This window comes from Echinicola strongylocentroti, from assembly GCF_003260975.1.
Lineage (GTDB): Bacteria > Bacteroidota > Bacteroidia > Cytophagales > Cyclobacteriaceae > Echinicola > Echinicola strongylocentroti.
On record NZ_CP030041.1, the window covers coordinates 1,359,265 to 1,385,122 of the forward strand.

A 25,858-nucleotide genomic window follows, 5' to 3' on the forward strand; every position below is an offset into this window, starting at 1 on the left:
CAACTTTATTATTCATATCCCGGATTATGCTCAAAGTTGGAGTTATTGTTAAATTCATTCTGGGGCAGGTCAAAATACTCCCGACCTGGTTTGTAGGCACCGGTACCGCCACTTTCAGATTTGACTTCCGGATTATCCACGATTTTTTCTTTGACCAATCCCCATCGCAGCAAATCAAAATAACGTACCCTCTCCAAAGCGAGTTCTTTTACACGTTCATCCCTTACGTCCTGAATGGTCATTTCCAAACCGAAGGGAGGCATATCAGCCCGGGATCGGACTTCATTTACCGCATCCACTGCTGCTTGGGTGGCATTACCTCCATTGGCCATCATATCTGCTTCAGCAAACATCAGCAAGACATCTGCGTAACGTATCAGTCGGAGGTTATTGGGTGATTGTTGGAAATTAGCCGTGGTCACTCCTTCATCGAGGCCAAGATATTTCTTTCCCCAGACCCTGTTCTCGTCCGATCCGTACACGTCATCATAGCGTTTTCCTTCATAAATCGTCGCCGCAAGCGTTTCACCTTCATAGGTGGTCGTTTCATCGGTTCTCCAAAACAAGGTATTGAAAGCTCTTGGGTCGATTTCCCCATTGACCGTCCGTTCGTCCAAAAACAAGTCGAGCACCCAGTCGTTTATCCGCATGCCATCCTGTCCTGTAAAGCCCCTAGGTGCTAAATCAGGCGTAAAGGAATTGGTCCGGCCTACACCTGCTGCATCACCTCCCCATCCTCTGTTATCGTCCAGCACAAACTGGATTTCAAAAATGGACTCTTCATTATTTTCTGAAAATGAGCTGAAATTATCTCCATAATCATCGACCAACTGGTATCGCCCGTCCATGATTTTGGCAAACTCATCACGGGCCAGGCTGTACTGCTCTGTATAGAGATAAGCCTTTCCTAGCATGGCAGTAGCAGCACCGGAGGTGGCCCTACCGATGTCTGCAGGTGACCAAGAAGGAGGCAGTAGGTCTTGGGCGTTCTTTAGATCTGTTATAATCTGGTTCCAAACGTCTTCCGGAGCAGCCTGCAATATATCCTTGGAAGCCTCTATCGATTCAATGGGCTCTGTAATCAGCGGGATATTGCGCCAATTGTTGACCGCATTAAAATAATTCAACCCTCTAAGGAAATGTGCCTCACCAAGGATATTGTTCTTTTTGGTTTCATCCATATCTATGGCAGGTACATTAGCCAAGATTTCATTGGACCTGGATATGATTTTCCATATTACAGTCCACAGCCAGACATTGACATTTCCGATAGCGGTACCTTCAAATCTCCCGGGATTGGTACGGTCTGAGGTACCAAAGCCATTGACAATATCATCTCTATAGTCAGATGCAAAGATCTCCATTCGGCTATAATACCAAATATCAGTAAAAGGACTATAGGCACCTACAACGGCCTTTTTGGCGTCATCCTCATTCCTCCAGAAGGTATCTGGTGTGATGGCATTGGGATTGGTCTGATCCAGCAGGTTTTTGTCACAGCCGGACACCATCATCAGCGAGATGCCCAATGTCAGTGTGATTGCTCTTTTATTTATAGTAAGTTTCATTGGATTAAGCTCTTGTGTTTTTTAAAATGATATCTGAAGTCCAAACTGATAAGTCCTAGGGGTGGGATAAGCACTTTCATCTACCCCTTGGTTAAAGATATTCTGGTCTGATCCCCTGTCTCTACTACCTCGGCCCACAATAGGGTAATACCCTGTGTAGTTAGTGATAGTAAACACATTCTGCAAGGAACTGTACACCCTCAACCGCTGAATCCTCAGCTTCTCCGTCAGCACTTCTGGCAAGGTGTAACCAATCTGAAGGTTCTTCAACCTAAAGTAGGCGCCACTTTCCAACACATAATCGGACATTCGCCTGTTAAACCCAAAGTCCAGTAAGGTCATCTGCGGAACATCCGTATCGGTATTTTCCGGTGTCCAAGCATTCATGGCATCGGCCAGGTAGTTTCCTTCCGTATCAAAGTACCCCCTGTAGCGATTCCCATTCAGGATCTTGTTTCCTGACACTCCATTGAAGAACAAACTCAAATCGAAATTCTTCCAGCTCGCGTTCACATTAAATCCATATTCAAAATTCGGGATAGAACTACCCAAAAAGACGCGATCATCTTCTGTAAGTGCTCCATCACCGTTGGTATCCTGAAAGCGAAGATCACCGGCTCCGGCACCGTCAGTACGGCCATCTTGGATCGCTTCATCATCGGATTGATATATCCCTAGCACTTTGTAGCCAAAAAAGGAAGCTACCGGCTGCCCCACATCTGTAAGGGTAGCACTTAGTCCATTAGAGCTGTATCCTCCACCAAATATGGGGTCTGGTATTCCTAGCTCGGTCACTTCATTATCAAGCACTGTAAAATTGGCCGCCAAATTCAGGTTTACCTCTCCTACCATTTGGTTATAAACTGTACTGAACTCAAAGCCACGGTTTTCGATAGTGGCTACATTGCTGGGCACTCTTCCATCCAATCCCGTGTACCTTGGTACGGTGATGCTCAGGAGAATGTCCTCTGATTTTTTGTTGAAATAATCCATCGTAAATTGAAGACGGTTATTTAGCATACTGAATTCAAGTCCTATATCCGTTGTTTTAGTGGTCTCCCAGCGGATATCCCTATTGACAGGCTTGGTGATCGATGTTCCTGGCACCCTATTTTGTCCTTCTCCCAAAATGGCCTCACTAAAAAGGTTCATTTCTGGATCTATGGAATAAGCAGCCACATTATTGGATCCCAACTCACCATAACTTGCCCGGATTTTTAGATCAGACAGAAAAGTAATGTCCTCCATAAAATCTTCCTCGCTGATATTCCAACCCAAGGCAACAGATGGGAAGGTCCCCCACCTGAGGTCTTCCCTAAAGAGAGATGATCCATCCCGGCGAATGGTAGCAGTAAGTAGGTATCTGCTGTCATAGGAATAATTTACCCTGCCAAAATAAGAACGAAGACCAGTGGTGACATCCCTAGATGGTGCTTGCGCCCTGTTTTCGGCTGCGGAAGCCACACGGACTTCGTTGTTTGGAAACCCTGTGGCTACTATCCCGAGTGATCGAGAGTGGGTCTTCTGCGTAGTATACCCCGCCAATAAATTCAGGGAATGATCGCCAAAGACCCTGGAAAAGTTCAAGGTATTCTCTGCCAGAGATGATAGGAAATTCGTATTGGTTTCCCTTAGTTCGGCAAAATCCTGTCTTCCCAATAGGGTGGCATTAAAGAAAAATGTCGGAGTAAAGGTATAATTGTTTTGGCTGTATTGATCCAGCCCCAGGTTCAATTTGTACGTAAGCCCATCAATGATTTCGAAGGAAGCGGCTATATTCCCCAACACACTGTTTCGTGTGACGGTCCTGTCCTCTACAGATGCCAGCCCCAGTGAGTTGGTGATGTTGCCTATGCCGTAAATAGAAGTACCACCATCAGGCATGGAAGAGGCCGTGAAATTCCCTTCTTCGTCATATATGGGAATCGTAGGCAATAAATCACGCTCTTGGTTAAAGTAATTATTGGGGTTATTTACCGTTCGGGTAAGTCCGATGGTTTCTTCTAGCTTAAACCTCCCTTTGGTGAAAGTGGAATTGGCACGGATATTTGTTCTGGTGTAATCAGACTCCTGTACAATACCTACTTGATCCAGGTGATTGGCAGAGATACTATATGTAGCATTCTCTCCACCGCCTGACACCCTGATATTACCGTTAAATATAGGCGCCACTCGGAGATTGGCAGCTTGGATATCACTATCAATGGAAGGATCAAACTGGCTATCATTTGCTGGTGACCTAGGAGTACCATCATTATCGTTGGCCATGTTTCTGATAGTGGCATATTCCTGGGCATTGGCCCAATCGATGGTATTGACTGCTTTCTGCCATCCATAGCTAAAATCCGTATCGACTTTAATCTCTCCCTTAGTGCCTTTTTTGGTGGTCACGATAATGACACCATTGGCTGCTCTAGAGCCATAAATCGCACTGGCAGAGGCATCTTTCAACACACTGACCGATTCTATATCTGCCGGGTTGAGCATATCCATGCTATTGGTAAGCATCCCGTCTATCACATACAGAGGACCGGAGTCGGACATGGTGCCTGTACCACGGATGGTGACGATGGAGTTGGCGCCTGGCGTGCCGCCATTCGCATCTACCCTGACACCGGGGACACGTCCTTGGATCGCTTGGGTAGCATCTGCATTAGTATATTTGTTGATCTCTTCTGATGAAACAGTACCTACGGATCCGGTCAGGTCACTCTTTTTTTGTGAGCCATAACCGATGACCACCACCTCATCCAGGGACTGTACATCCTCCTCCAAGGCCACATCAATGGTCGTTTGGTTTCCGACAGTGATTTCTTTTTTTAGGAAACCAATGGAACTGAATACTAAAACAGCTTCTGGGCCGCTGACTTCTATGGTATAGCTCCCATCCATATCTGCCACAGCTCCGTTAGAAGTGCCTTTTTCAAGAATGTTTACAATGGGCAATGGTTGGCCATCAGCAGATGAAGTGACCTTTCCCGAGATTTTTTGACTTTGCCCATAGGATAGTAGGGCAATAAAATAAATGGGCAAGCAAAGCAAGATCTTGCTTTTACGGGCAACTAACACCTTCATGGTGCGTAGAGCTTTTTTCATACTGAATTGGGTTATTAGGTTTATTTAATTAAACTGACTCCTTGATCAGAATATCATCTTCAGAAGGGTTCAGCATTATAAAGGTATATCTAAGGCACTCCATAGCTTGCCCCATATGTTTTTAGGATTGAAACAAATGTTTCTTTATAAAAAACAAGAACAATCACTCATTGGGCATATACCTAGTCTGCATGGTTATCACCAAAAGACGGCATATAATACCACGAGTCCCAAGATGATTATAGCTGCTCCTACCTTGAAGGTTGAGCTCGTCTTGAACAGCTTCTTATCGATTTCAATGGCATTGGGACTGTCTTTTCCTTTGCCCTGTACCAAACTGATAACCACCATCAATACCGCTAGGATCACAAATACCACCCCCATTCTATCGATAAATGGAAGCGAGGGAGTCAGAAACTTGAACATCGCCGATAAGGGAATCGTGAGTATCGCTGCCGTCATCGCTGCATCGGAAGTGGTTTTCTTCCAAAAGAACCCAAACATAAAAATGGCAAATACACCAGGTGACACAAATCCCGTGTACTCCTGAATATACTGGAAGGCTTGATCTAGCTGTCTTAGCTGTGGTGCCACCAATGCCGCCACCACAAAAGCCACTAGGGTCGTTAACCTCCCCACAGTAACTTGTTTGCGCTCTGTAATTCCTTTATTGATATAGGATTTAAAAATATCAATTGTAAAAATAGTGGAAGTACTGTTTGTCATGGAGGCCAATGAAGAGACAATAGCAGCTGTAAGCGCTGCAAAAGCCAACCCTTTCAACCCAGACGGCAATAACTGAAGCAGGGCCGGATAGGCTTTATCGGACTTTATGCTGGACGTGGATGCATCCGTCATGGCTTGTACAAAAGGCACATCGATCCCTTCTTGGACGATGACATAGGCGGCTATCCCTGGAACCACTACGATCAAAGGCATCAGTAATTTCAAAAAGCCGGCAAACACCATCCCTTTTTGGGCTTCGTTTAGGCTTTTTGCGGCCAATGCCCGTTGGGTGATGTACTGGTTACACCCCCAATACGTCAAATTAATGATCCACATACTCCCTATCAGCACGCTAAGTCCCGGCAGGTCCAGGTAAGCATCCCTCGCTCCTCCTTCTCCATCAGGAATCATCATTTCCCCTTTTTGGACAATCATCGAAAAATGCTTTGGCGCAGCCTCCCGAAGCTTACCCAATCCATCCCAAACACTGCCTTCACCGACCATGGACAGTGCCAAATACGTAGTCGCCAAGCCACCAGCCACCAAGAAACACACTTGGACCACATCGGTCCAAGCTACCGCTTTAAGCCCTCCATAGATGGAGTATACCATTGCAAAGAATGCCAATCCATAAATCCCGTATTCCAGCGGAACCCCCATGATGGTCTGTAAACTCAGCGCTCCCAAATACAGCACTGACGTAAGGTTTACAAACACATAGATCAATAGCCAAAATACGGCCATGAGCAGTCTTACCCTACTGTCGTACCTCCTGTGCAGAAACTGTGGCATCGTGTAAATGCCCTCCTTCAGGTAGATGGGCAGAAAAAACACCCCTACCACCACCAATGTGGCCGCCGCCATCCATTCATAGGTGCTGATCGCCAGACCAAGCGCAAATCCAGACCCTGACATCCCTATGAACTGTTCAGCTGAAATATTGGAAGCAATCAGTGAAGCGCCTACTGCCCACCATGGCAATGCCTTGCTCGCCAAAAAGTAATCTTGGGCATTCTTTTCATGTCCTTTTTTCTCTCTGGACACAAAAAGCCCCATCCCAATAATCAGCAGACAGTATGCCGTGAAAATAATTATATCAAGCGTATTAAAATCCATTTGATTGTTATTTATAGTATGGTTTTCTCTTAATCTATCGTGATGGACTGCCTGAACGACTGGTCGTTTACCTTAATCTCCACGGTACCTGTGCCTTTTTGGCCTTTTATACTCTGGACAATTACCAATGCCTTTCCCTCGGAAGTTTTGATCCGCGATGAAGATGGGTGGGTAAAGTTGGTAGGGCTCCCATTGTCCACTCCCAACAGCTCCAATGGTCCATCCACGGTTACTTCCAGTTCCTCATCACGGTGATATACTGGAAACCCTTTCTGGTCCTCAAGCTGAACCTCCACGTGGGCTACCGAACTGCCATCATCCTCCAAATATCGCTGGTCCAACTGCAGCCGAACGTTAGCGGATTCTCCAGCGGTATGGAGAAATTGGGTCGCTAATTGCCCGTTATTTCTGCCTTCCACTTTGAGGCTTCCAGCACCGTAAGGCACCATCCACTTGTATATCCTATCATCAAAATCTTCCAAATCCTTCTTGCCCAGAGATTGACCGTTTAAGCTCAACTCCAGGGAAGGAAGATTGCTAATGACCTCGACAATGACACTGTCCCCTTTTTTATAATTCCAGTGCTGATTGGTTTCCGGCCAATACCATATTGCGTGCTTCCAAGCACCAGGCTTCTTTTCTACTACCTTCTTTTCGTTTACGTCATACCTAAAAGTAGATTTATCCATCGTTTGGGTGACGATATGGATGACTGGCTCTTCGGTCCACAGGGATTTCATCATATAGTAAGCCCGCTTTTTGAAGCCTGCATAGTCCAGCAGTCCGCTTCTCGCGCCACGGATACGGGCTGCTGTACTCCCTTCACGGTGGTGCCCCTCGCCCATATAGTCCACTCCAGTCCACAGAAATAGCCCTGAAATAAACGGCCTTTCCATCACTGCTTTCCACTCATGCCACTGAGGCAGGTTTTCAGTTCCCATGATGGGCAAATCAGGGAAATTCTTGTGGCCATAATCATACATTACCCGTCTATAACTGAACCCAATGACATCCAAGGCATCGGCATAGCCGGTCACATAACTGGCCGAAGGCAATATACAGTTGGCCGTCACCACCCTTGTGGTATCCAGCTCCTTGGTCCAAGCAGAGAGCTTCTGCGCAGTAGCTCCAATAGTATGGTCCTTTGCAGGAAGTGAATCATAGCGGGCCTTGATTTGCTCAGGACTAAGTCGGGTAGGATTCCAAAAATAATTCCCTCCTGCATCGGCATCCCAGAATCCCGTAGCGAGCTTATTTCGGGGATAGGTCCATTCGATTTCATTCCCTATGGACCACTGAAAGATACTGGGGTGATTTCGATGTGCCCGGACGGTAGCTTTGAGGTCTTTTTCTGCATTTTCCTGAAAGTACGCTGCCGAGCCCCTGCTGATATAGTCGTCATGCTGCTCATTCATGTTCAGCCGCTTGTCTTTTGGATAATCCCACTCATCGTAAAATTCATCCTGCACCAAAAACCCCATTTCATCACATAAGTCCAATAACTCTTCAGCAGCGGGGTTATGGGAAATCCTAACAGCATTACACCCCGCCTCTTTCAGATAGGCCAGTCGTCGTCTCCATACATCTTTAGGCACTGCCGAGCCTACCAATCCACCATCATGATGCAGGCAAACCCCCTTTATCTTCATATTCTCGCCGTTGAGGTAAAACCCGGTAGCTGCATCAAAGTAAAACTCCCTAATACCAAAACTGGTAGCATACTCATCTTGCTTTTCCCCATCTACACTCACCGTAAGCGACAACTGATATAAATTAGGTTGGTCGATCCCCCATCTTTTTATATCGTGCAGTGTGATTTTCTTTTGATGGGTCTCCTTGCTTCCGCTGCTTTGGCTAATGCTCCATGATTCCTTCTTCACCACTTCGCCACTGGGGCCAGCTATTTCCAAAAGTAGCCTTGCTTCTTTCGTTTGGGGATGGTCATTTTTCAATTGATATTGCACCGCCAAGCTGGCTGTGTCACCATCGATCTCCGGTGTAGTGACAAAGACACCCCAAACGGGAATATGGAATTTTCCTGTCTGGATCATTTTGACGTTCCTATAAATTCCAGCCCCGGGGTACCAGCGGCTATCTGCATAGCGACTGCGGTCCACCTTTACAGTCAGGGTATTTTTTTGGCCAGGAGGATTTAGATAGGGACTTATGTCAAAATAAAACGGACTGTATCCATAGGCCTGATACCCCAGCAGCTGACCGTTGATGTAGGTCTTGCTGTGGTTATAGACACCATCAAAAAGCAAATACGAATTGATCTCATCTCCTTGTTCGGGAGAATAGAACTCCTTCTTATACCAGCCTATCCCGCCTGGCAAATAGCCCGTAGCCCCTTCTAAATGAAGGGTGTCGTAAGCTTGACCGATACTCCAGTCATGCGGCAAGCGAACAGCCTGCCAATCTTCGGATATTGGTTTTGATAGCATGTCCTCTTCGGACAATTTGAAGAACCAACCTTCGTTAAAGTCCATTTCCCTTTTTCCTTGGCCTTGGACAGGTCCCGCAAACCATATCCACAATACAGCCACTATCGAGCAGGCTAAGAAAATGTTGTTTTTAATTGTCATGGTTTTCATTTTTGGATAGTATACTTTTCTAGGTTTATCGTGAGGGGTTCACTTTCCATCCCTTCTGCAGTTACTTTTATTTGGACCGGCTGGTCTTCCCCATTCGGGGCAATGATCCCAAGAGCTCTTCCCTTGTAGGTATATAATGTCGGCTTATAGTGATCCTGGACGTTCTTTTCCCAACCATTATCAACCGCTACCAATGCTGCCCCTCCAGATACATGAAAGGTGATGGGCAAGGACAAATCCCTGATTTCATTACCATTACTGTCCAATATTTTAGCGGCAATATGAGCACGATCCTCCATGCCTCTCCCTAAATTTGCTACATCAGACTCCAGCACGATGCTTGTAGGAGGGGAATTGGTGGTCAAGTCAAACCGGGTCTCCTCCTTTCCTTCATCGTAACCAATGGCCTTTAGCTCTCCAGCCATGTAGGGGACTTTCCATTTTAGGATATGATCATCCAGGTTATTCGCCAAAGCTTGTTTCCCTAGGCTCTGGTCATTTAAAAAAAGCTCCACTTCTTCACAATTCGTATATACCTGAACGATTACCGTATCTCCAGCCGAATAATTCCAATGCTCATTTACAGGATACCACTCCCATTTTCGGAGCTCACTCCATACTGGTGGTGGCGTTTTTTGCATTTCAAAATCCCAATTGCCTTGGTTATCCACCGAGAACTCAGCATCCTCCTGCTTGGTGGTCACGGCATACACCTTTGGTGCTGGCTTCCATAATGTTTCGAAGAAATGCCCTCGGGGTGTTTTGAAGCCTGCAAAATCAAAAAATGATAGATTTAGGCCTTTTCTCGGCCAAGGCCCAGCTTCTCCCATATAAGCAAATCCCGTCCACGCAAATATCCCCATGATGTAGGGTTTATCCTCCACACTTTTCCACTCTTCATATGTCCCCCAGTTCTCCGAACCAATCAGGGGTTTGGTTGGGTAAGTGGCATGTGCAGGTGCATAGCACATCGCCCTATAATTAAGCCCCAACACATCCACTGCATCGCCATATCCGCTCACCATCGAGATCGAGGGACGGACACTCCCACAGGTCACCGCCCTGGTGGTATCCACTTCTTTTACCCATCGGCTAAGCTGCTGAGCTACGTAAGCAAGTGAATCAAATCCCCCTGTCACTTCATCAAAGGCTTCTTTTACCTTTGATGGCTCAAACACCGGCACTTGGGTATGCACATCCAGCTCGGGATTGAGTTGGTTAAACACCTCTGTGTATGCAGGAAAAGTCCACTCTATCTCATTGCCAATACTCCACATGACCACAGATGGGTGGTTATAATCCCGATGAATAAGGTCTTTAAGGTCCCTTTCTGCCCATTCCCAGAAGTGGTCGGAATATCCCGAAGCTATTTCTCCCTTAGCGGCATTGTCACCGAGATAAACCAGGCTCTTGCCTTTTGGTCGCTGCCATTCATCAAAAAACTCGCCCATCACCAACAATCCCATTTCGTCACATAAGTCCAACAACTCCGGACTATGGGGATTATGTGCCAGACGAATGGCATTCACACCAACCTCCTGGAGTCTGCTAAGCCGGTATTTCCAAGTATCCTTGGTCACCGCAGCCCCTAGTGCTCCTGCATCATGGTGGATGTTAACACCTTTTATTTTGACAGGTTTTCCATTTAGGACAAACCCCTTATCGGCATCCATGACTACCGACCGGATACCGAAGATGGTGCTGGTCTGGTCTACGATCTCTCCATTTTGTTTTACCTTGGCCACAAGCTCATAAAGATGGGGGCTCTCTATAGACCATAACAGCGGACTGCCCAACCTGGTCTTTGCATCATAGCTGCCTTTGTTGGGGGCACTTGAAAACTTCGAGATGGATTTTCCGGATGGATCAATAAGTTCGTAAAACACCTCTGTCAAGGAGTCTTTGTGTCGGATACCCTCCACCTTGGTGGCGACATAGATGTCTGCAGCACCATCCTTGAGTATGTCAGTAGTGACTTTATTACCCCATTGGGTGATGTGTATCGGGTGTTTTTTTACGAGACGGACGTTGCGGTAAATCCCCGAACCTGTGTACCACCTGGCATCTACATAGGAAGAATGGTCCACCCTGACCAAGAGCTCATTGGTTGCTTTTATATAAGGTGTCAGGTCGTAAGAAAAAGAGCTGTAGCCGTTTGGTCTATAGCCAAGTAAATGACCATTTATCCATACTGACGAATTGCAATACACCCCATCAAACTCAATGGAAATAGCCTTTCCCCTGTCTTCTTCAGTTACTTGAAACGCCTTCTTATACCAGCCTATCCCTCCGGGCACAAAACCTGTACTCGCCGCAGTATTGGATACCGAATACCCTTTTCGGATACTCCAGTCGTGGGGCAACGTGACCGATTGCCAGTTTTGCTCGGGAGGGTTTTCCATGTCACCCATCGCAAAAAGCCACGACTGATTAAAACGGATGGTTTCTCTATGGTGCTGCGCCTTGGACACAAAACATAAGCATAAAAAAAATGTCACCAACAGGAAACGACTTCTAGTATTAGGCATTTTGGTTCATTTTTTAGGGTTAATTAGGGTTTGGGTACTATGGCTTGGCAACTATCCCATGGGTCATTGAACCCAGAATATGCGCTAGCCGATCTACACCACGACGCACAGGTAGTGCGGCCTGAAATTGCTTCAGGCCACTACGAAGCGCCCAATGCAGATGGCGGATGGTAGCATTTACTTATTACCGGAGCCAAGTACAATATTGCTCAAAATGAATGGGATATGCTTTGCTTATTTTAACATAAAACTATGCTATCATGTACCTGATTATTATCCAATCTTTATTTTTAGAACAATAAAGGATAAAACACCGACTATAGCGCTACCTTATTTTTTCAAAGTACAAGTAATAAGCGGGGTAGAATTTTCCTGCTTTATCGATCAAGCGTGCTTCTAGGTCATATTTCCCTGGACTTAGGTCAGTGGTGAATACCACTTCCTTTGCATTAGTTGGAATAGCGGCCGTCTCTCTAAAACTTGCAAGGGACAGGTAGGCTTCTGAAAAATCATCTTTTGTACTGGCTGGTGGTGCTTTCTGAATTCGCCTTTGGTCTTCCGCTTGGGGAAAAGTGGCATTGATCGCCAAATCAGCCTCTTCAGCAAATCTCCTTAATTTGATTTGATAAGTTCCTTTTTCCATGACCTCCACTTTCCATACCCCTGCTGCCGGGCTAGGCTCAATGGCTCCAAACTGGTGCCAGGCCAAGCCCAAATCCCCCGTCAATATATCATGGGACATTAGCCGAACGGGGTTTTCATAAGGTGTCCCTACTTTGATATAGGCGTATTTTTCATCGGATTTTTCGGCAATTATCGACTCCCACCATTTTTCGTAGCCCAAGGCCAATCTCTCGGCCACTTCAGGATGATGGTCGATCACATTGGTAGTTTGCTTTAGATCTGTGCCCATATCATACAGGGCATCCCCGTTCACCAATCTCCACTTTTCGTCCATCACTGCATAATCCTTGTATTTGGTAAGGTTAACTTTCCGCTGCGTATCCACATAGAGCACCCGATTGGGCCATTCCGGTTTTTCGTCGGTCATCAGGGGCTCCAGGCTCTTTCCGTCCAATTTCTTGGAGGGAGTGTAGTTAAGATCAAGTAAGTCCACTAAGGTCGGAAGGACATCAAAATGCGCGGTCAACTGTCCGACGTCCTTTCCGCCTTGGATGCCTTTGGCTGGCCATTTTATGTAAAAGGGCACACGGTGTCCGCCTTCCATCACAGATCCTTTGGCTCCGCTCATGCCTGCATCATAGACCTTGTTTCCACCTGCAGTACCGTTGTCTGACATGAATATCAAAATGGTGTTTTCACTTAGCCCCAACAGGTCCAACTTGTCCCGTAATCGTTTAAAATTATCATCGATATTGGAAATCATCCCATAAAACCGCTGATGATTTTCTGAAAGCCCCGCTACGTCCTTATACATATCGAGATAGTCCTCTGGGCAATTGAGAGGGCCATGGGGAGCATTCGTGGAAATGTAGCAAAAGAAAGGGCTGTCCTTGTTTTCTTCAATAAATCGAAGCGCTTCCGAAAAGAAGACATCGGTGCAGTATCCTTCATATTCGGTCGGTACCCCATTATGCCAATAAGTATCATCAAAATAATCATTGCCCCAATAATCCGGCCCTTGGGTAATCCCTCCTCCCCCATGCCTCACTACTTCCTGAAACCCTCGGTCCATTGGCCTGAAAGGATAATTATCGCCTAGATGCCATTTTCCAAAATGCCCATTTACATAACCGTTCTGTGCCAAAACTTGGGGCAAGATCTCCTCGTCTTCAAACAGCAGGGACCTGCCTGAAATGGTATGGTAGACATTCAAGCGATTGGTATGTCTTCCTGTCATCAAGGCTCCTCTGGATGGCGCACAGGTGGTGGATACATGGAAATTGATCAGCCTTACGGACTCCTCATAAAACTGGTCGATAGAAGGGGTTTTCACTATTGGATTTCCTTCACAGCCAAGGTCGTTCTTGCCTTGGTCATCGGTAATGACGACAATAATATTGGGCTGCTTATCGGCTTTTTGGGCAAAAACAACCGTCGTAAAAAGGCTCAGTAAAAGGCACAGGGCAATTGGTCTCATGATCATACTATTTGGAGGATTGGGGCTTGGTAGAAATAGTTACTTGGGCTTTTTTCAAGGACTTGGAAGTAGCCGTCAGCTCGATATTTCCCGGTTTCTCTGTGGCCCGGATGATCGCTAAGCACATCCCATTAAAGGCCTTTCTGTAATCCGCCTGAAAAGGGGAAACAGACGTGGGGTCTCCATTATCCACCGCGATAAGCTCTCCTTCTCCCTTCACTTCAAACTCCACCAGGTTATCCGCTATAGGACAGGTATTGCCATCTTTGTCGGTCACCTTTACAGTCACATAAGCTAAGTCCCTGCCGTCAGCATCGATCTCTGTCCTATCCACATTCAGAGAGATACTGGCGGGTTTTCCGGCCGTATTGATCGTCTTTTCCTGAATTGCTTTTCCCTCCTTATAGCCCACTACTTTCAACTCACCCGCTTGGTACGGCACATCCCAGCTCAGTCGATATGGGGAAGCAAAGGTCTTGGGCTCATATCGTAAAAAGTCCACTATTATCGGTGTCTTGTCCTTTCCTTTTACCTTCTTGCCCAGTGATTCACCGTTCAAGAACAACTCTGCCTCATCGCAGTTGGTATAGCAATACACAGGGATAGTCTCGTCTTCCATTCCTTCCCAGTTCCAGTGGGGCAATAAATGGATCATGGGTTCTTCCGTCCATTGGCTTTGGTACAAATAAAACCGGTCTTTTGGGAACCCACATAGGTCCACCGCACCGAAATAGGAACTCCTTGCAGGCCAATCATCATTCCAATAACCATTGGTCGAATTATCCTTTCCTCCGTAAGGAGTCGGCTCACCCAAATAATCAAAACCTGTCCACATAAACTCGCCCATTACATAGGGGTTTTGCTCCTGAAAGTGAAACTCTATATCTGGTGGATAAGCCCAAGGTGGTCCTATCAAATCATAACTGGTCACCTGTTTGGAATCATGGGTAGTGTATTTTTTTATCGGCAGGTGATACACCCCTCTACTACTGGTCACACTGGACGTTTCGGAGCCATAAATGGGTAATTGCGGATAATTGCCCCTTATTTCGCTATATTTTGATGGTTTGTAATTTATCCCGGTAATGTCCACTTGCTGGGCCAGATTATGATCATAGGGGGCGGGGTAATAATTGAGACCAATAGTGGATGGACGGGTAGGATCGGTCTCCGCACACACTTCATGCAGCATTTTGGCCACCTTCCAGCCATTTTTGGCATCCCGCTGTTCTATGATTTCATTACCAATACTCCACATGATCACGGAAGGGTGATTCCTGTCACGCAAAATCATATCCCTCATATCAGTAGCTCCCCACTCGTCAAAGAATTTATTATAGCCATTGGCCACTTTTTCCATTTTCCATACGTCGAAGGCCTCATCCAACACCAACAGCCCCATTTCATCACATAATTCCAGCAGTTCCCTTGAAGGAGGATTATGGCTCGTCCTGATGGCATTTACTCCCATTGATTTCATGATCTGGAGTTTTCGTTCATCAGCCCTACGGTAAACCGCCGCTCCCAAGGCTCCATTGTCATGGTGCAGGCAGACACCGTTAAACCTTACTTTCCTTCCATTAAGGTAGAATGCATCTTTGTCAAATTTGATGGTCCGTATGCCGAAAGCAGTGCTGTATTCATCCATCACACGGCCGTTTTTATCCAGCACCGTAGTGATGGCTTTATAAAGATGGGGAGTAGCTAAATCCCACCTTTCCGGTGATGGAATATCAGCATATACCGCGGAGGATCCGGATGAATTTGCTGCGATGGTCACTTCCTCACTTACTTCCCCCACTTGATTTCCACTGGGATCAAAATAGGTCTGTTTCACGACTACTTCGGCAGGATCGCCAGAATCATTTTGGATAACCGTTTCATGCTGTACTACTGCTTTTTTATCAGTTACTGTAGGAGTGGTGATGTAGGTACCCCACTGTCCCACGTGGATTTTTTCGTCTACCTTTAGCCATACGGAGCGGTATATGCCAGCTCCGGGATACCATCTGGATGACAAGTCTTCTGGGCTTAGCCTGACTGCGATGACATTATCACTTCCATCATATTTCAGGTATTTGCTGATATCAAATTCAAAACCGATATAGCCAAAAGGACGATTACCGACCAATTCGCCATTAACCCAAACATGGGCATTGTACATAGCTCCTTCAAACTCCAGCCTTACCGCTTTGCCCTTGGATGCTTCCGGCATGGAAAAGTGCTTTCTATACCAACCAGTACCGTGAAAGGGCAATCCTCCGGCACGTGCATTGTACTGTTCATCAAATGGCCCTTCTATCGCCCAGTCATGGGGCAAATCCAACTTTCTCCACTCGTCATCATCAAAATCTGCTCGGGAGGCAGTTGCTGCATTGCCTTTATAAAACTTCCAATCTTTATTAAACAAAATATCCTTCGCCTGAAGGCGGTCCAACATAAAAAAGCTCAGAATAAAACTAAGTAGAGCTGTAGTAAATAGGTATTTCATAGTGATAAGGTTATATTGAAAAATGCAGACAGTCCAAAGGGCCTGCCCGCACTTTTGCTGAGGTAAAATAAGGTGGTTTGGTTTTCCACACGCTTAATTTTTTATCGAAAGCTAAAGCCTATCCTCCGTAAAACAGTCTCTGGAAAGTCACGCAGATAGGTCGGTCCCTGCATCAGGTTTAGGGCGCATCGTTCAGCTTCCAAGTTCTGATCCACTCATATTGGGTTTTCCTGTCGGAAACCGGTGCGCTGGCAACTGCCCCACCATTTGCTGGTACCGGATTCCAATCATACGTTTCTATGGCCATTTGCAAAAAGGCGGGCATGTCCCAGTCCACTTCTGGATGTATTGAATACACGTATTTCCCATCCAAAAAAAACTGGATTTCATCTTTGGACTTCCACCAAGCAGCATAAACGAAATACCTTTGGTGGTTTTCGGTAAAGGGCTTGACAGAATTCTGCAACTGTAACTTGTCCACACAGGTCGTCTGTCTATGAATGCAGTTGGAATGGAATATCCGGTCCCAGCCAGTGGCCCACTGGTCTGCATCTGGGCTGACCACTCCCACGCACTCCTGAATATCCAGCTCGAGCTTTTTATGGCAGTCATATTTGGTCATCAACCAAAACGTCGAAGACATCTCCGTCTTGTTGGCTTTCATTTTGGTTTCATAATACCAGCCCACCTGCCCGGGGTTTTTGGACCGAACGATGGCTCCTTTGTACTTAAATTCTTTACCGTTGATAGTTTGGGGCTGATCGAGCACCCCAACGGTCACCGTCATCTTCCCATTTTCAATAGAGACATTTTCTGGCTGGAACAGCCCAGGAGGCCTGCCTATCCAGTTCCATCCATTACCGACTGGCTCTAATTGCCATTTGGCGGTATCAATAGTGGCGGTCGAAAATTCGTCAGACATGTTGTCCACTGACTCCCACACTTTGCCAGAAGGGGTAATGTCTTCCCCTGACTGAAAATATGGCCCAGTGGCCATGGTCATGCTAACGACATCCTCTTCGTTGTCATGACCGTGCATTTCCTCCCCTGTAGAGGTACAGCCTACCAAACTTCCAATAATGGATGCCGAAAAAACGAAAGAAAGGATAGATTTGACCCGTCCACCGAAGACGGGTACACCAATGGGTAGTTTAATAGTGTTTTCCATGTTGTTTTGGGTTATTTATTAGGGTTTTTAATTTTCCAATACCAAAAAATGGATCAAGATTCACGCTTTAAATTTTCTGGATACAGACAATATTCAGGTACTAAAAAACTCGGACTGCACTTCAGTGCAAATTTTCCGAAATTCATCATACAGGTATCCAAAAAGGTCAAAATCGATTGGTAGTTTAACATGCTCATCTTTAGGTTATAATGTGTTGGGAATTATTGTAGCTTAAAATTCAGGTTAATTTCCCCTTTCCTTTACTTCAAATGTTCTTAGTATTAGATCAAATGTTCAGGCATTGTTTTTTCGGGTGTTTTTTTGACCCTAATTCCACTGCATCGAAAAAAGTAACATAAAGTAACTGACTTATTTGGCAACCACATTAAGCACATAGGAGGGCACAATAAGGAAAGTGTCCAAGAGCATTCCCCTCATGCAGGTTGTAAGTCCAGTTCAACACCTCCCTCTCTCTACCCATACAAAACCCACGATATAAAGGCTTTCCGAAGTTAGAGGAGATCATTGCCGTTTAGTTAAGAGTATCCCCGCTTTTATGTACCTATGTCGCCCTTTTTTGATTGACTTTGGCTGGGGAAACCTGATCATCTTGGTTTATTTTATCCTTTTCCTTTTTTCCATTGATGAAAAAAGAAAGAAAAAAATCTAGGCCGGTGGTATGCCTTTTAAAATGGGACATGGATTTCCCTTGCGACGATGACCCCTCACCCATTTTAATTTCCATCCGGTGGCTACGACCTAAAAGTGAGTGGGTCTCGCTGTTCCACGACGCGAGCCAACTCCCTTTCCTAACGGCCTCCACCACCTTCTGAAAAACAGACATACCAAGGGCCGTAATAAGGAAGCGATACCTTTTTGGGACTTATTAACTGAATCCGCCTTGCAGGTATTGGGCGTTAAGAAATTAAAAAGCGGGTGGGCAAAAAGGCAGGCTTGTTTGACGAAATACTAGTCAAAAAGAATGTTGGCTGCTAGAAGAGGAGGAGTTTGCCTGCATGAGGGAAGGTTTTAATTTTAGGCCAATAGATGCACAGCGGCGGGGTTTTTTGGTCACTTTTTTGACCTGCAGCAAAAAAGTGACAAAGGTGATGAGATGAATATCACGCTGGCAGTGCACAAACAACGTAAACGCTACCCACTGTAAATCATATATAACCTTACTTTTTTATAATATCCACCTCGATTGACTTACTGATTGGGGTATTGCTTTTATCAGCAAAATGTGCATTCGGCACCAGGATATTCGTTTCTGGGAAATAAGCAGCCAAATTGCCCCTAGGTATGTCATAAGGCACCACCAAGAAATTTTCCGCCTTTCGGACCTGACCATCGTATCGGCTTACCAAATCGACCCGGTCCATTTTCTCCAAGCCCTCCCTTTTGGCATCGCCATGATTCATAAAAAGTACCCGCCGCTCTCCAAACACTCCTCTATAGCGGTCGTTAAGGGCATAGATGGTGGTGTTAAATTGATCATGGGACCTAATGGTCATCAATAAATACTTAGCTGAGGTCAATTGATGGTTGGGAAGTTTGCAGATGCTAAACGATGCTTTCCCATTTGGAAGGCCTGAAAAATCTCCTTCCCTTGCGTTATTGGGCAAGTCAAAACCGCCTTGGGCAGACCTAGATGAATAGCCAGAAAAACCATCAAATACCGCAGCTATTTTTTCTCTGATCAATCCATAATCGGCTCCCAACTCCTTCCAGTCTATCGCCGTTTTGGTGCCAAAAAAAGCAGCCCCGATTCCGGCTATTATTTCCGGTTCACTTTTTAGCATTGATGATGAAGGAGCTAAACTCCCTCGGGAGCGATGAACCCTTCCCATGCTATTTTCCACGGTAACATACCTCTTCTTGTCTCCCTTTTGGTCCATTTCCGTACGTCCCAGGGTAGGTAGGATGAGTGCCGTCTTTCCCGTTACCAAGTGGCTCCTGTTTAGTTTGGTGCTGACCTGAACCGTTAAATCACAGTTTTGTAGGGCTTGTGCCGTATACTCCGTGTCGCTTGCTGCGGACACAAAATTGCCTCCCAAGGCAATAAAAACCTTGGCCTTGTTTTCGTACATGGCCTTGATCGAGTGCACCACATCCAATCCCTCTTTTGTCGGTGGATCAAAACCAAACACACGCTTGTACGCCGCATTAAGCTTAGTGGATACGTGATGGGTAATGCCCACCGTGCGGTCTCCTTGGACATTACTATGGCCACGTACAGGACATGTCCCCGCGCCAGGCTTACCGATACTTCCTTTTAGCAACAATAAGTTCACACATTCTTGAATATTATCCACTCCGTTTTTATGCTGTGTCAGACCCATTGCCCAACAGACAATCACCCTTTTTCCATTTGCCAACCATTCCACGGCTTGGTCTACCTCGGCCTCGGCCACTCCGCACAGCTCCAAAAGGTCTTCCTGAGCATACCTGTTCAGGTCTACCAACATTTCCTCTAGGCCATGCGTATTCTTCCTGATAAATTCCCAATCAAAAACGGCCCTTTGCTCCTCATCGAGGATGGCTAATTTTTTAATGATCAGCTTTAACAAGGCCACGTCTTGGTTGATCCTGACCTGAAGGTACAGGTCTGCCAGTCCCGTGCCTTTTCCGAGCAGTCCAGCCATGTTTTGGGGATTCTTGAACCGTAACAGCCCTGCTTCTTTAAGGGGGTTTACCGCTATGATCTTCCCACCATTTTCCTTGCATTTTTCCAGTGCAGATAGCATCCGAGGGTGATTGGTGCCGGGGTTTTGTCCCAATATCATGATGACCTCGGCATGGTACATGTCTTCTAATGTCACGGACCCCTTCCCTATACCCAGTGTCTCTGTCAATGCCACACCAGATGATTCATGACACATATTGGAGCAGTCGGGCATATTATTGGTGCCAAAAGCCCTTATAAAAAGTCCATACAAAAAAGCTGCCTCATTACTCGAACGCCCCGAGGTATAAAATATGGCCTCATCGGGATGGTCCAGTTTTTTAAGGTGATCGGTAATTACGGTAAATGCCTCTTCCCAGGAGATGGTGCTATAATGGGAACTTCCTGGCTTCAGGATCATGGGATGGGTGAGCCTTCCGCTTTTGCCAATTTTATAATCTGACCATTGGGACATTTCCTCTACCGAAAACTGCTCTAGAAATTCCCTTCCCACTCTTTCGGTGGTGGCTTCCTCAGCAATGGCCTTTACACCGTTTTCGCAAAATTCACCAAGCTTACTTCTCTTTTCTGGGTCTGGCCAGGCACACCCGGGACAGTCTATGCCTTCCTTTTGGTTCAATTGGATAAGCGTAGAGGACGTCCGGGCAAGGCCCATCTCCTTCAGCGCATGCTCCAAGGCTACTTTAATGGCCGGCACACCCGCCGCAAACTCCTTAGGGGCACTGACATCCCCTCCATCAGGCTCCACGGGTCCTGTAATAGATACTTGTCGATATGGGCCTGGCTTCATTGACTCTTGGTATTTTGAATGGTAATTTAGTATTCTCTTGGCGCTTCTGATGCGCGGCTTAGTAGCGTATCAAAAAACAATAATGTATCCCTTAAATGGCTGTTCCAATAGGACCATTCATGCCCCCCCGAAAACTCCTGGTAATCATGCTTGACCCCAAGCTCATCCAGTTGCCGATGGAGTAACCTATTCGCCGATAACAATTCATCATCCACTCCACAATCAAACCGCAAAGGAGGAAGGGTATCCCTGTTCTGCTGCATCAATTTAAACACATTTCCTTCACCAGCCAAGGAATTTCTGTCTGTCCAGCTTTCCTCGGCAAACAGGGTCATTTGATCAATATCCGTTATGGAACTATGACCTGATATCCCGCTGTACCGCTCACCGTACCTCGCTCCTATATTCATGGCGCCAAAGCCACCCATGGAAAGCCCGGCGATAAAACGGGGAGAATGAGGCGAAAAGCATTCGAAATTTTCTATGGCCGCCAGAGGTACTTCCTCCGAAATCCATTTGTCGAAACTTTTGCCATGGTGTGTCAAATAAGCCGATCCATCCCCCCACAAACCATCCGAAGGCATTACCAGTCCCATAGGAGCTATTTGGTTTTGCTGGATCAATTCCTCCAGCACCAAATGAGCACCAGCCTTAAGCGCCCAGACCCAAGCGCTCCCATAGACACCATGGAGCAAGGTGACCATCGGAAGGTCAGTGTACTTCCCCTCGGGCACATACAAACAGATGTCGGCCCTTCCTTCTAGATTTTGGCTCTTTACCGTCAAAAAACGAAGGCCATCCATCGAATAGGCATCGGAATTTTCGGTTGTTCTAAATTGTGATTTTTTCATCATTCAAAAGTTACCACACCTTTTGCATTTTTCCCTTCTATCATATCAGCCATTGCTTGGTCCAGCGCTGAAAGCGGATAGGTATTGGTGATCATTTCGTCTAGCATCAGGTCACCTTTGGTATATAAGCTAAACAATTTTGGGAAATCGATGGCTGGCCTGCATTTCCCATAAAGAGGATTGATATAGATCTTGTCCCATTCAAAAAGCCGCATATCTATGGTAATCTCCTCCTCGATCCCACTTACTTGTACAGCCGTACCCGCATTTCTTATCATCGCCAAGGGAGCCGCTCCCAAGGCTGGAATGGCGGTGCATTCAAATGCATAATCAGCACCTCTTCCCCCAAACAGTTGCTTTACCTCTTTCGCCACTTGGGTCAACCCTTGGTCTTCTTTTGAAGCTTGGATGGTATCCGTTGCGCCAAACTCCCGGGCCATCTGAAGGCGCTGGGGATTGATATCCACCGCCACAATATGAGAGGCTCCAGCGATCTTACATGCTTGGATGACATTCAGACCAACCCCTCCGGTACCCAAAACCACCGCCGAACTCCCGGCCTGAAACCTTGCGGAATTCACCACAGAACCATAGCCCGTCATCACGCCACAGCTCAGGATACTCGCCGAAGTAAATGGAATCGATTTGTCCATTTTTACACATGCGCTGGATTTTACCAACGTGTATTCCGACAAGGTTCCGATATTAAATGACCTCTCTATCGCTTGCCCCTTCCAGGTAGTGGAAGAAAGTGTGGCATGTCCAGGAGTGTATCCATTTCCCCCCGCTGTCACGGGAGAGTTGTTCTCACAGATGTGTTGATTACCTTCTTGGCATTGAAAGCAGTGCATACAAGGAGTGGCCCAGTTGAGCAGTACCGGATCCCCCTTTTTGAGGCCCGTCACACCTTCTCCACAGGCCACTACCTCTCCAGCTCCCTCATGGCCCATGACTATGGGTTTTCCCCAAGTAAGGGAATCATAATCAGTATGGCACAATCCTGCCGCTTTCATCTTTACCAATACCTCATCAGCCCCTGGTGCTCCCACTTGGATATCACTGATTATAAACGCTCCATCTCCTGTGGCTATTGCTGCCTTGGACATTATACTGTTGTTCATCTATCACACTGTTTTTAGTTCCTGTTTTACTTGAGCCAAATCGGAGTGTTGGCCTTACGCTGCTTCTCGATTGAGCAATACAAACTTGCCATCTATACACGGCATAATCTTCCCTTATTTTGACCATATTATACACTATTATGTTACCAAATAAATATTTACCTATATTTGAAGTACCTTTTAGCATATTCATATGAAAGCAATTCTAGAAAAAGTCCTCTTGGAGGAGCAGGATCCAGTTCTCTCCTTCAGTTATAATAAAAAGGACTTCGAAACTCCGTATCATTTTCATCCCGAGTTTGAGCTGACATACATCATGGAGAGTTCTGGGATCAGGTACGTAGGAAACAATATATCTGACTATCAACCTGGTGACTTGGTAATGCTGGGCAAAAACTTACCCCACTGCTGGAAAAATGAACGCAGTGAGCACCAATCAAGCAGGTCCCTTGTCCTCCAATGGAGGGAAGAAATCATCCCTGAACTACCTTGGTTTGAAAAGATCAGGCAACTACATAAAGATGCCGAAAGGGGCTTGTACTTTTTACCAGACGCCAAGGAGGACATTTTAAGAGCTATGCAGGCAGTCCTTCACAGTACAGGCTTGGACAAGTACCAGGCAATGGTGGGGCTTCTGGACCTGATGACCAATAAAGGCCAATTCAAAAAACTGGCCGGCTCATCTTACAGCTCCGACCTTAGCCATGACACCAACGACAGGCTCCAAGCAGTCCAGCAGTACGTCAATAACCATTACCAAGAGAAAATCAAGCTAAAGGACATCGCTGATCATTTACATATGAGTGAACAGTCATTTTCCAGGTTTTTCAGCAAGACTTGGAAAAAACCCTTTTTTGTGTTTCTCAATGAGTACAGGATCAATATCGCCAGCAGAGTGATCTTGGAAACGGACAAGCAAATGACAGAGATTGCTTTTGAGTGCGGCTATGAGAGCTTGGCATTTTTTTATAAGCAGTTTAAAAAATTCAAAAAACACACTCCTCTGGAATTCAGAAAGATGTTTCAAAGGATCTGAATCACTCCATGACATCTTATAAATTAAGATTAAACCCGGAATCAATGCCGTTTAGTTAAGGGGATTTCCTTCTTTTCATATACCTAAAAGTCCTTTTTTTGATTGACTTTGGCGGGGGAAACCTGATCATCTTGGTGGATTTTATCCTTTTCCTTTTTTCCCCCGAAAGCCTTCGGGGCAGGCTATTGATGAAAAAAGAAAGAAAAAAATCTAGGCCGGTGGTATGCCTTTTAAAATGGAACATGGATTTACCCTGCGACCGAGATCCGTCACCCATTTTAATTTCCACCCGATGGCTACGGCCTAAAAGTGAGTGGGTCTCGCTGTTCCACGACGCGAGCCAACTCACTTTCTTAACGGCCTCCACCATCGGCTGGAAAACAGGCATACCAAGGGCCGTCATATGGAAACAACACCTTTTTTGGCTCAGGGGGACTTATAGTTCTGGCTCAACTTGGTTACTTAAGAAAATATACCACTACATGGAATAATGATGATAATTTATCCATAAGAAACTTATTAATCGGATCCGCCTTGCAGGTATTGGGCGTTAAGAAATTAAAAAGCGGGTGGGCAAGAAGGCAGGCTTGTTTGACGAAATACTAGCCAAAAAGAATGTTGGCAGCTAAAAAAGGAGGAGTTTGCCTGCATGAGGGGAGGCTTTAATTTTAGGCCAATAGATGCACAGCGGCGGGGTTTTTTGGTTACTTTTTTGACCTGAAGCAAAAAAGTAACAAAGGTAAAGGGATGAAAACCACCTAGGAATTTAGCTAGAAAAATAACTGCCCAAGGGAAAAATATAGAACCCATATTTTCCAGACACACACTAACTAAACGGCATTAAACCCGGAATATGCATTAGCCTATCTGTCACGACCTGGAACTGCTTCAAAATCAGCCGTTTCACTTTAGTTTTCGGCATTACCGTAGCGGTGCTACGCTAATGCCTCCAAACTAACTGATTTTCTTGCAATTTCAGCTCTCACTACGATTCCTAACGCATAATCCGGGTTAAATATATTCTTTTCGGTCATCATTACATATATATCAAATCATTTACAAACATAATAGCATATAAATCAAACAAAAAACAGGAAGAAGAGAAAGCGTATTCTTCTCACATTTGTATAACAGCAATTAACCTATTGCATTATCCTAAGGTGAAACCCGAAAAGGCAAAAAAATGGAGAAGTTTGAATTACCCGATCCCTTTGAGGGAGCCAGAGAGCAACGTGGATATGGAAAAGTAGAGGACCAGAATGACCCTGTCACCATGTTATTGAGGCTGAGAGACGTTAGAAAAACAGCCAAGAACACACAAACCTTCCAATCTGGTGCACAGCCTGGCCGAATAGTCGTACCCTCTGAAGTAAACATCCGAAGTACACGGCAGATCCCCTTTGAGGTGGATCCTCCCATGCACCGTCCATACCGGGACTTATTGGAAGATTGGTTTAGAAGGCCTGAAAAGGACACCTATAAAGCCCAACTTAGTGAAATAATCAGAGGGCTTGTACAGGAGGCCAGGTCCAAGACCCAAGTGGAAATAGTCAATGACATTGCCCTAAAACTACAATCCCGCGCATTGACCTTGCTCCTTAATGTGCCAATGGAGGAAGCAGAAACGTGGATATCATGGGGGACGCATGTATTCAGAAGCGAGGACAATCCCGTGGACGGGGATAAAGCAAAAATCCTCTACGACTATATCGACAGTCAAACCGAGCAAGCCCTATCCAACCCGGGAGATGACCTGTACAGTATTTTGCTCAATAGTGAAATAGAAGGCAAAAAGCTCAGCAAAGAAGAGGTAAAAGGGGTCATGATCCTGACATTCGCCGGTGGCAGGGATACAGTAATCAACGCTGTCACCAATACTTTGGCCTATCTGTCCAGCAATCCCAAAGCCCTTCCTGCCATCAAGGAAGACCCAACCATGCTCAATACAGCCGTAGAGGAATTGGTCAGGTACTTCTCCCCCTGACA

At 45.9% G+C, this 25,858-nt stretch carries 16 protein-coding genes; 3 read left to right on the forward strand and 13 right to left on the reverse strand.

Features of this window, described 5'->3' with window-relative positions:
- Positions 1–8: 8 nt before the first annotated feature.
- From DN752_RS05230 to DN752_RS05250, 5 genes are all read right to left on the reverse strand, one after another.
- On the reverse strand, positions 9–1,568 hold the full coding sequence (locus DN752_RS05230; RefSeq protein WP_112782974.1) for a RagB/SusD family nutrient uptake outer membrane protein: 1,560 nt from the start codon (positions 1,566–1,568) through the stop codon (positions 9–11).
- A gap of 21 nt (positions 1,569–1,589) precedes the next feature.
- A complete protein-coding gene (locus DN752_RS05235; protein WP_112782975.1) occupies positions 1,590–4,664 on the reverse strand; it encodes a SusC/RagA family TonB-linked outer membrane protein in 3,075 nt (1,024 codons plus the stop codon).
- 198 nt (positions 4,665–4,862) lie between these two features.
- Positions 4,863–6,506, reverse strand: a complete 1,644-nt coding sequence (locus DN752_RS05240; protein ID WP_112782976.1) for a sodium/sugar symporter — start codon at positions 6,504–6,506, stop codon at positions 4,863–4,865.
- Between the two features lie 29 nt (positions 6,507–6,535).
- Positions 6,536–9,091 carry a glycoside hydrolase family 2 TIM barrel-domain containing protein gene (locus tag DN752_RS05245; protein ID WP_245949466.1) on the reverse strand — a complete coding sequence of 852 codons (2,556 nt, stop codon included), beginning with the start codon at positions 9,089–9,091 and terminating at the stop codon, positions 6,536–6,538.
- A 5-nt stretch (positions 9,092–9,096) separates the two neighbouring features.
- Positions 9,097–11,628: a glycoside hydrolase family 2 TIM barrel-domain containing protein gene (locus DN752_RS05250; protein ID WP_112782978.1), complete on the reverse strand. Its 2,532-nt coding sequence runs from the start codon at positions 11,626–11,628 to the stop codon at positions 9,097–9,099.
- Between the two features lie 39 nt (positions 11,629–11,667).
- On the opposite strand from DN752_RS05250, the gene DN752_RS25125 reads away from it, so the two are divergent.
- Complete coding sequence (locus tag DN752_RS25125) at positions 11,668–11,802, forward strand: hypothetical protein (protein ID WP_262511694.1); 135 nt, start codon at positions 11,668–11,670, stop codon at positions 11,800–11,802.
- Between the two features lie 151 nt (positions 11,803–11,953).
- Here the strand turns inward: DN752_RS25125 and DN752_RS05255 are convergent, their stop codons facing one another.
- The 7 genes from DN752_RS05255 to DN752_RS05285 form a co-directional block, all read right to left on the reverse strand.
- Positions 11,954–13,729, reverse strand: coding sequence for an arylsulfatase (locus DN752_RS05255; RefSeq protein ID WP_245949467.1), 1,776 nt, complete (start codon positions 13,727–13,729; stop codon positions 11,954–11,956).
- A gap of 7 nt (positions 13,730–13,736) precedes the next feature.
- A complete protein-coding gene (gene galB, locus DN752_RS05260; RefSeq protein ID WP_112782980.1) occupies positions 13,737–16,220 on the reverse strand; it encodes a beta-galactosidase GalB in 2,484 nt (827 codons plus the stop codon).
- Between the two features lie 178 nt (positions 16,221–16,398).
- Positions 16,399–17,388, reverse strand: a complete 990-nt coding sequence (locus DN752_RS05265; protein ID WP_211324140.1) for a LamG domain-containing protein — start codon at positions 17,386–17,388, stop codon at positions 16,399–16,401.
- A gap of 562 nt (positions 17,389–17,950) precedes the next feature.
- Positions 17,951–18,232 (reverse strand): hypothetical protein, encoded by a 282-nt coding sequence (locus DN752_RS24395; protein WP_162633122.1) that lies wholly within the window; start codon positions 18,230–18,232, stop codon positions 17,951–17,953.
- Between the two features lie 334 nt (positions 18,233–18,566).
- Complete coding sequence (locus DN752_RS05275; protein WP_112782982.1) at positions 18,567–20,864, reverse strand: FdhF/YdeP family oxidoreductase; 2,298 nt, start codon at positions 20,862–20,864, stop codon at positions 18,567–18,569.
- A gap of 26 nt (positions 20,865–20,890) precedes the next feature.
- Complete coding sequence (locus DN752_RS05280) at positions 20,891–21,718, reverse strand: alpha/beta hydrolase (RefSeq protein ID WP_317048522.1); 828 nt, start codon at positions 21,716–21,718, stop codon at positions 20,891–20,893.
- Positions 21,715–22,836, reverse strand: a complete 1,122-nt coding sequence (locus DN752_RS05285; RefSeq protein WP_112782984.1) for a Zn-dependent alcohol dehydrogenase — start codon at positions 22,834–22,836, stop codon at positions 21,715–21,717. The genes DN752_RS05280 and DN752_RS05285 overlap by 4 nt, the downstream gene beginning before the upstream one ends.
- Before the next feature lie 193 nt (positions 22,837–23,029).
- On the opposite strand from DN752_RS05285, the gene DN752_RS05290 reads away from it, so the two are divergent.
- Positions 23,030–23,872, forward strand: coding sequence for an AraC family transcriptional regulator (locus DN752_RS05290; protein ID WP_112782985.1), 843 nt, complete (start codon positions 23,030–23,032; stop codon positions 23,870–23,872).
- Between the two features lie 55 nt (positions 23,873–23,927).
- On the opposite strand, the gene DN752_RS05295 is transcribed toward DN752_RS05290, so the two are convergent.
- Positions 23,928–24,260, reverse strand: a complete 333-nt coding sequence (locus tag DN752_RS05295; RefSeq protein ID WP_162633123.1) for a hypothetical protein — start codon at positions 24,258–24,260, stop codon at positions 23,928–23,930.
- A gap of 795 nt (positions 24,261–25,055) precedes the next feature.
- Between DN752_RS05295 and DN752_RS25130 the strand changes: the two genes are divergently transcribed.
- Complete coding sequence (locus DN752_RS25130; protein WP_211324142.1) at positions 25,056–25,856, forward strand: cytochrome P450; 801 nt, start codon at positions 25,056–25,058, stop codon at positions 25,854–25,856.
- Positions 25,857–25,858: the final 2 nt, after the last annotated feature.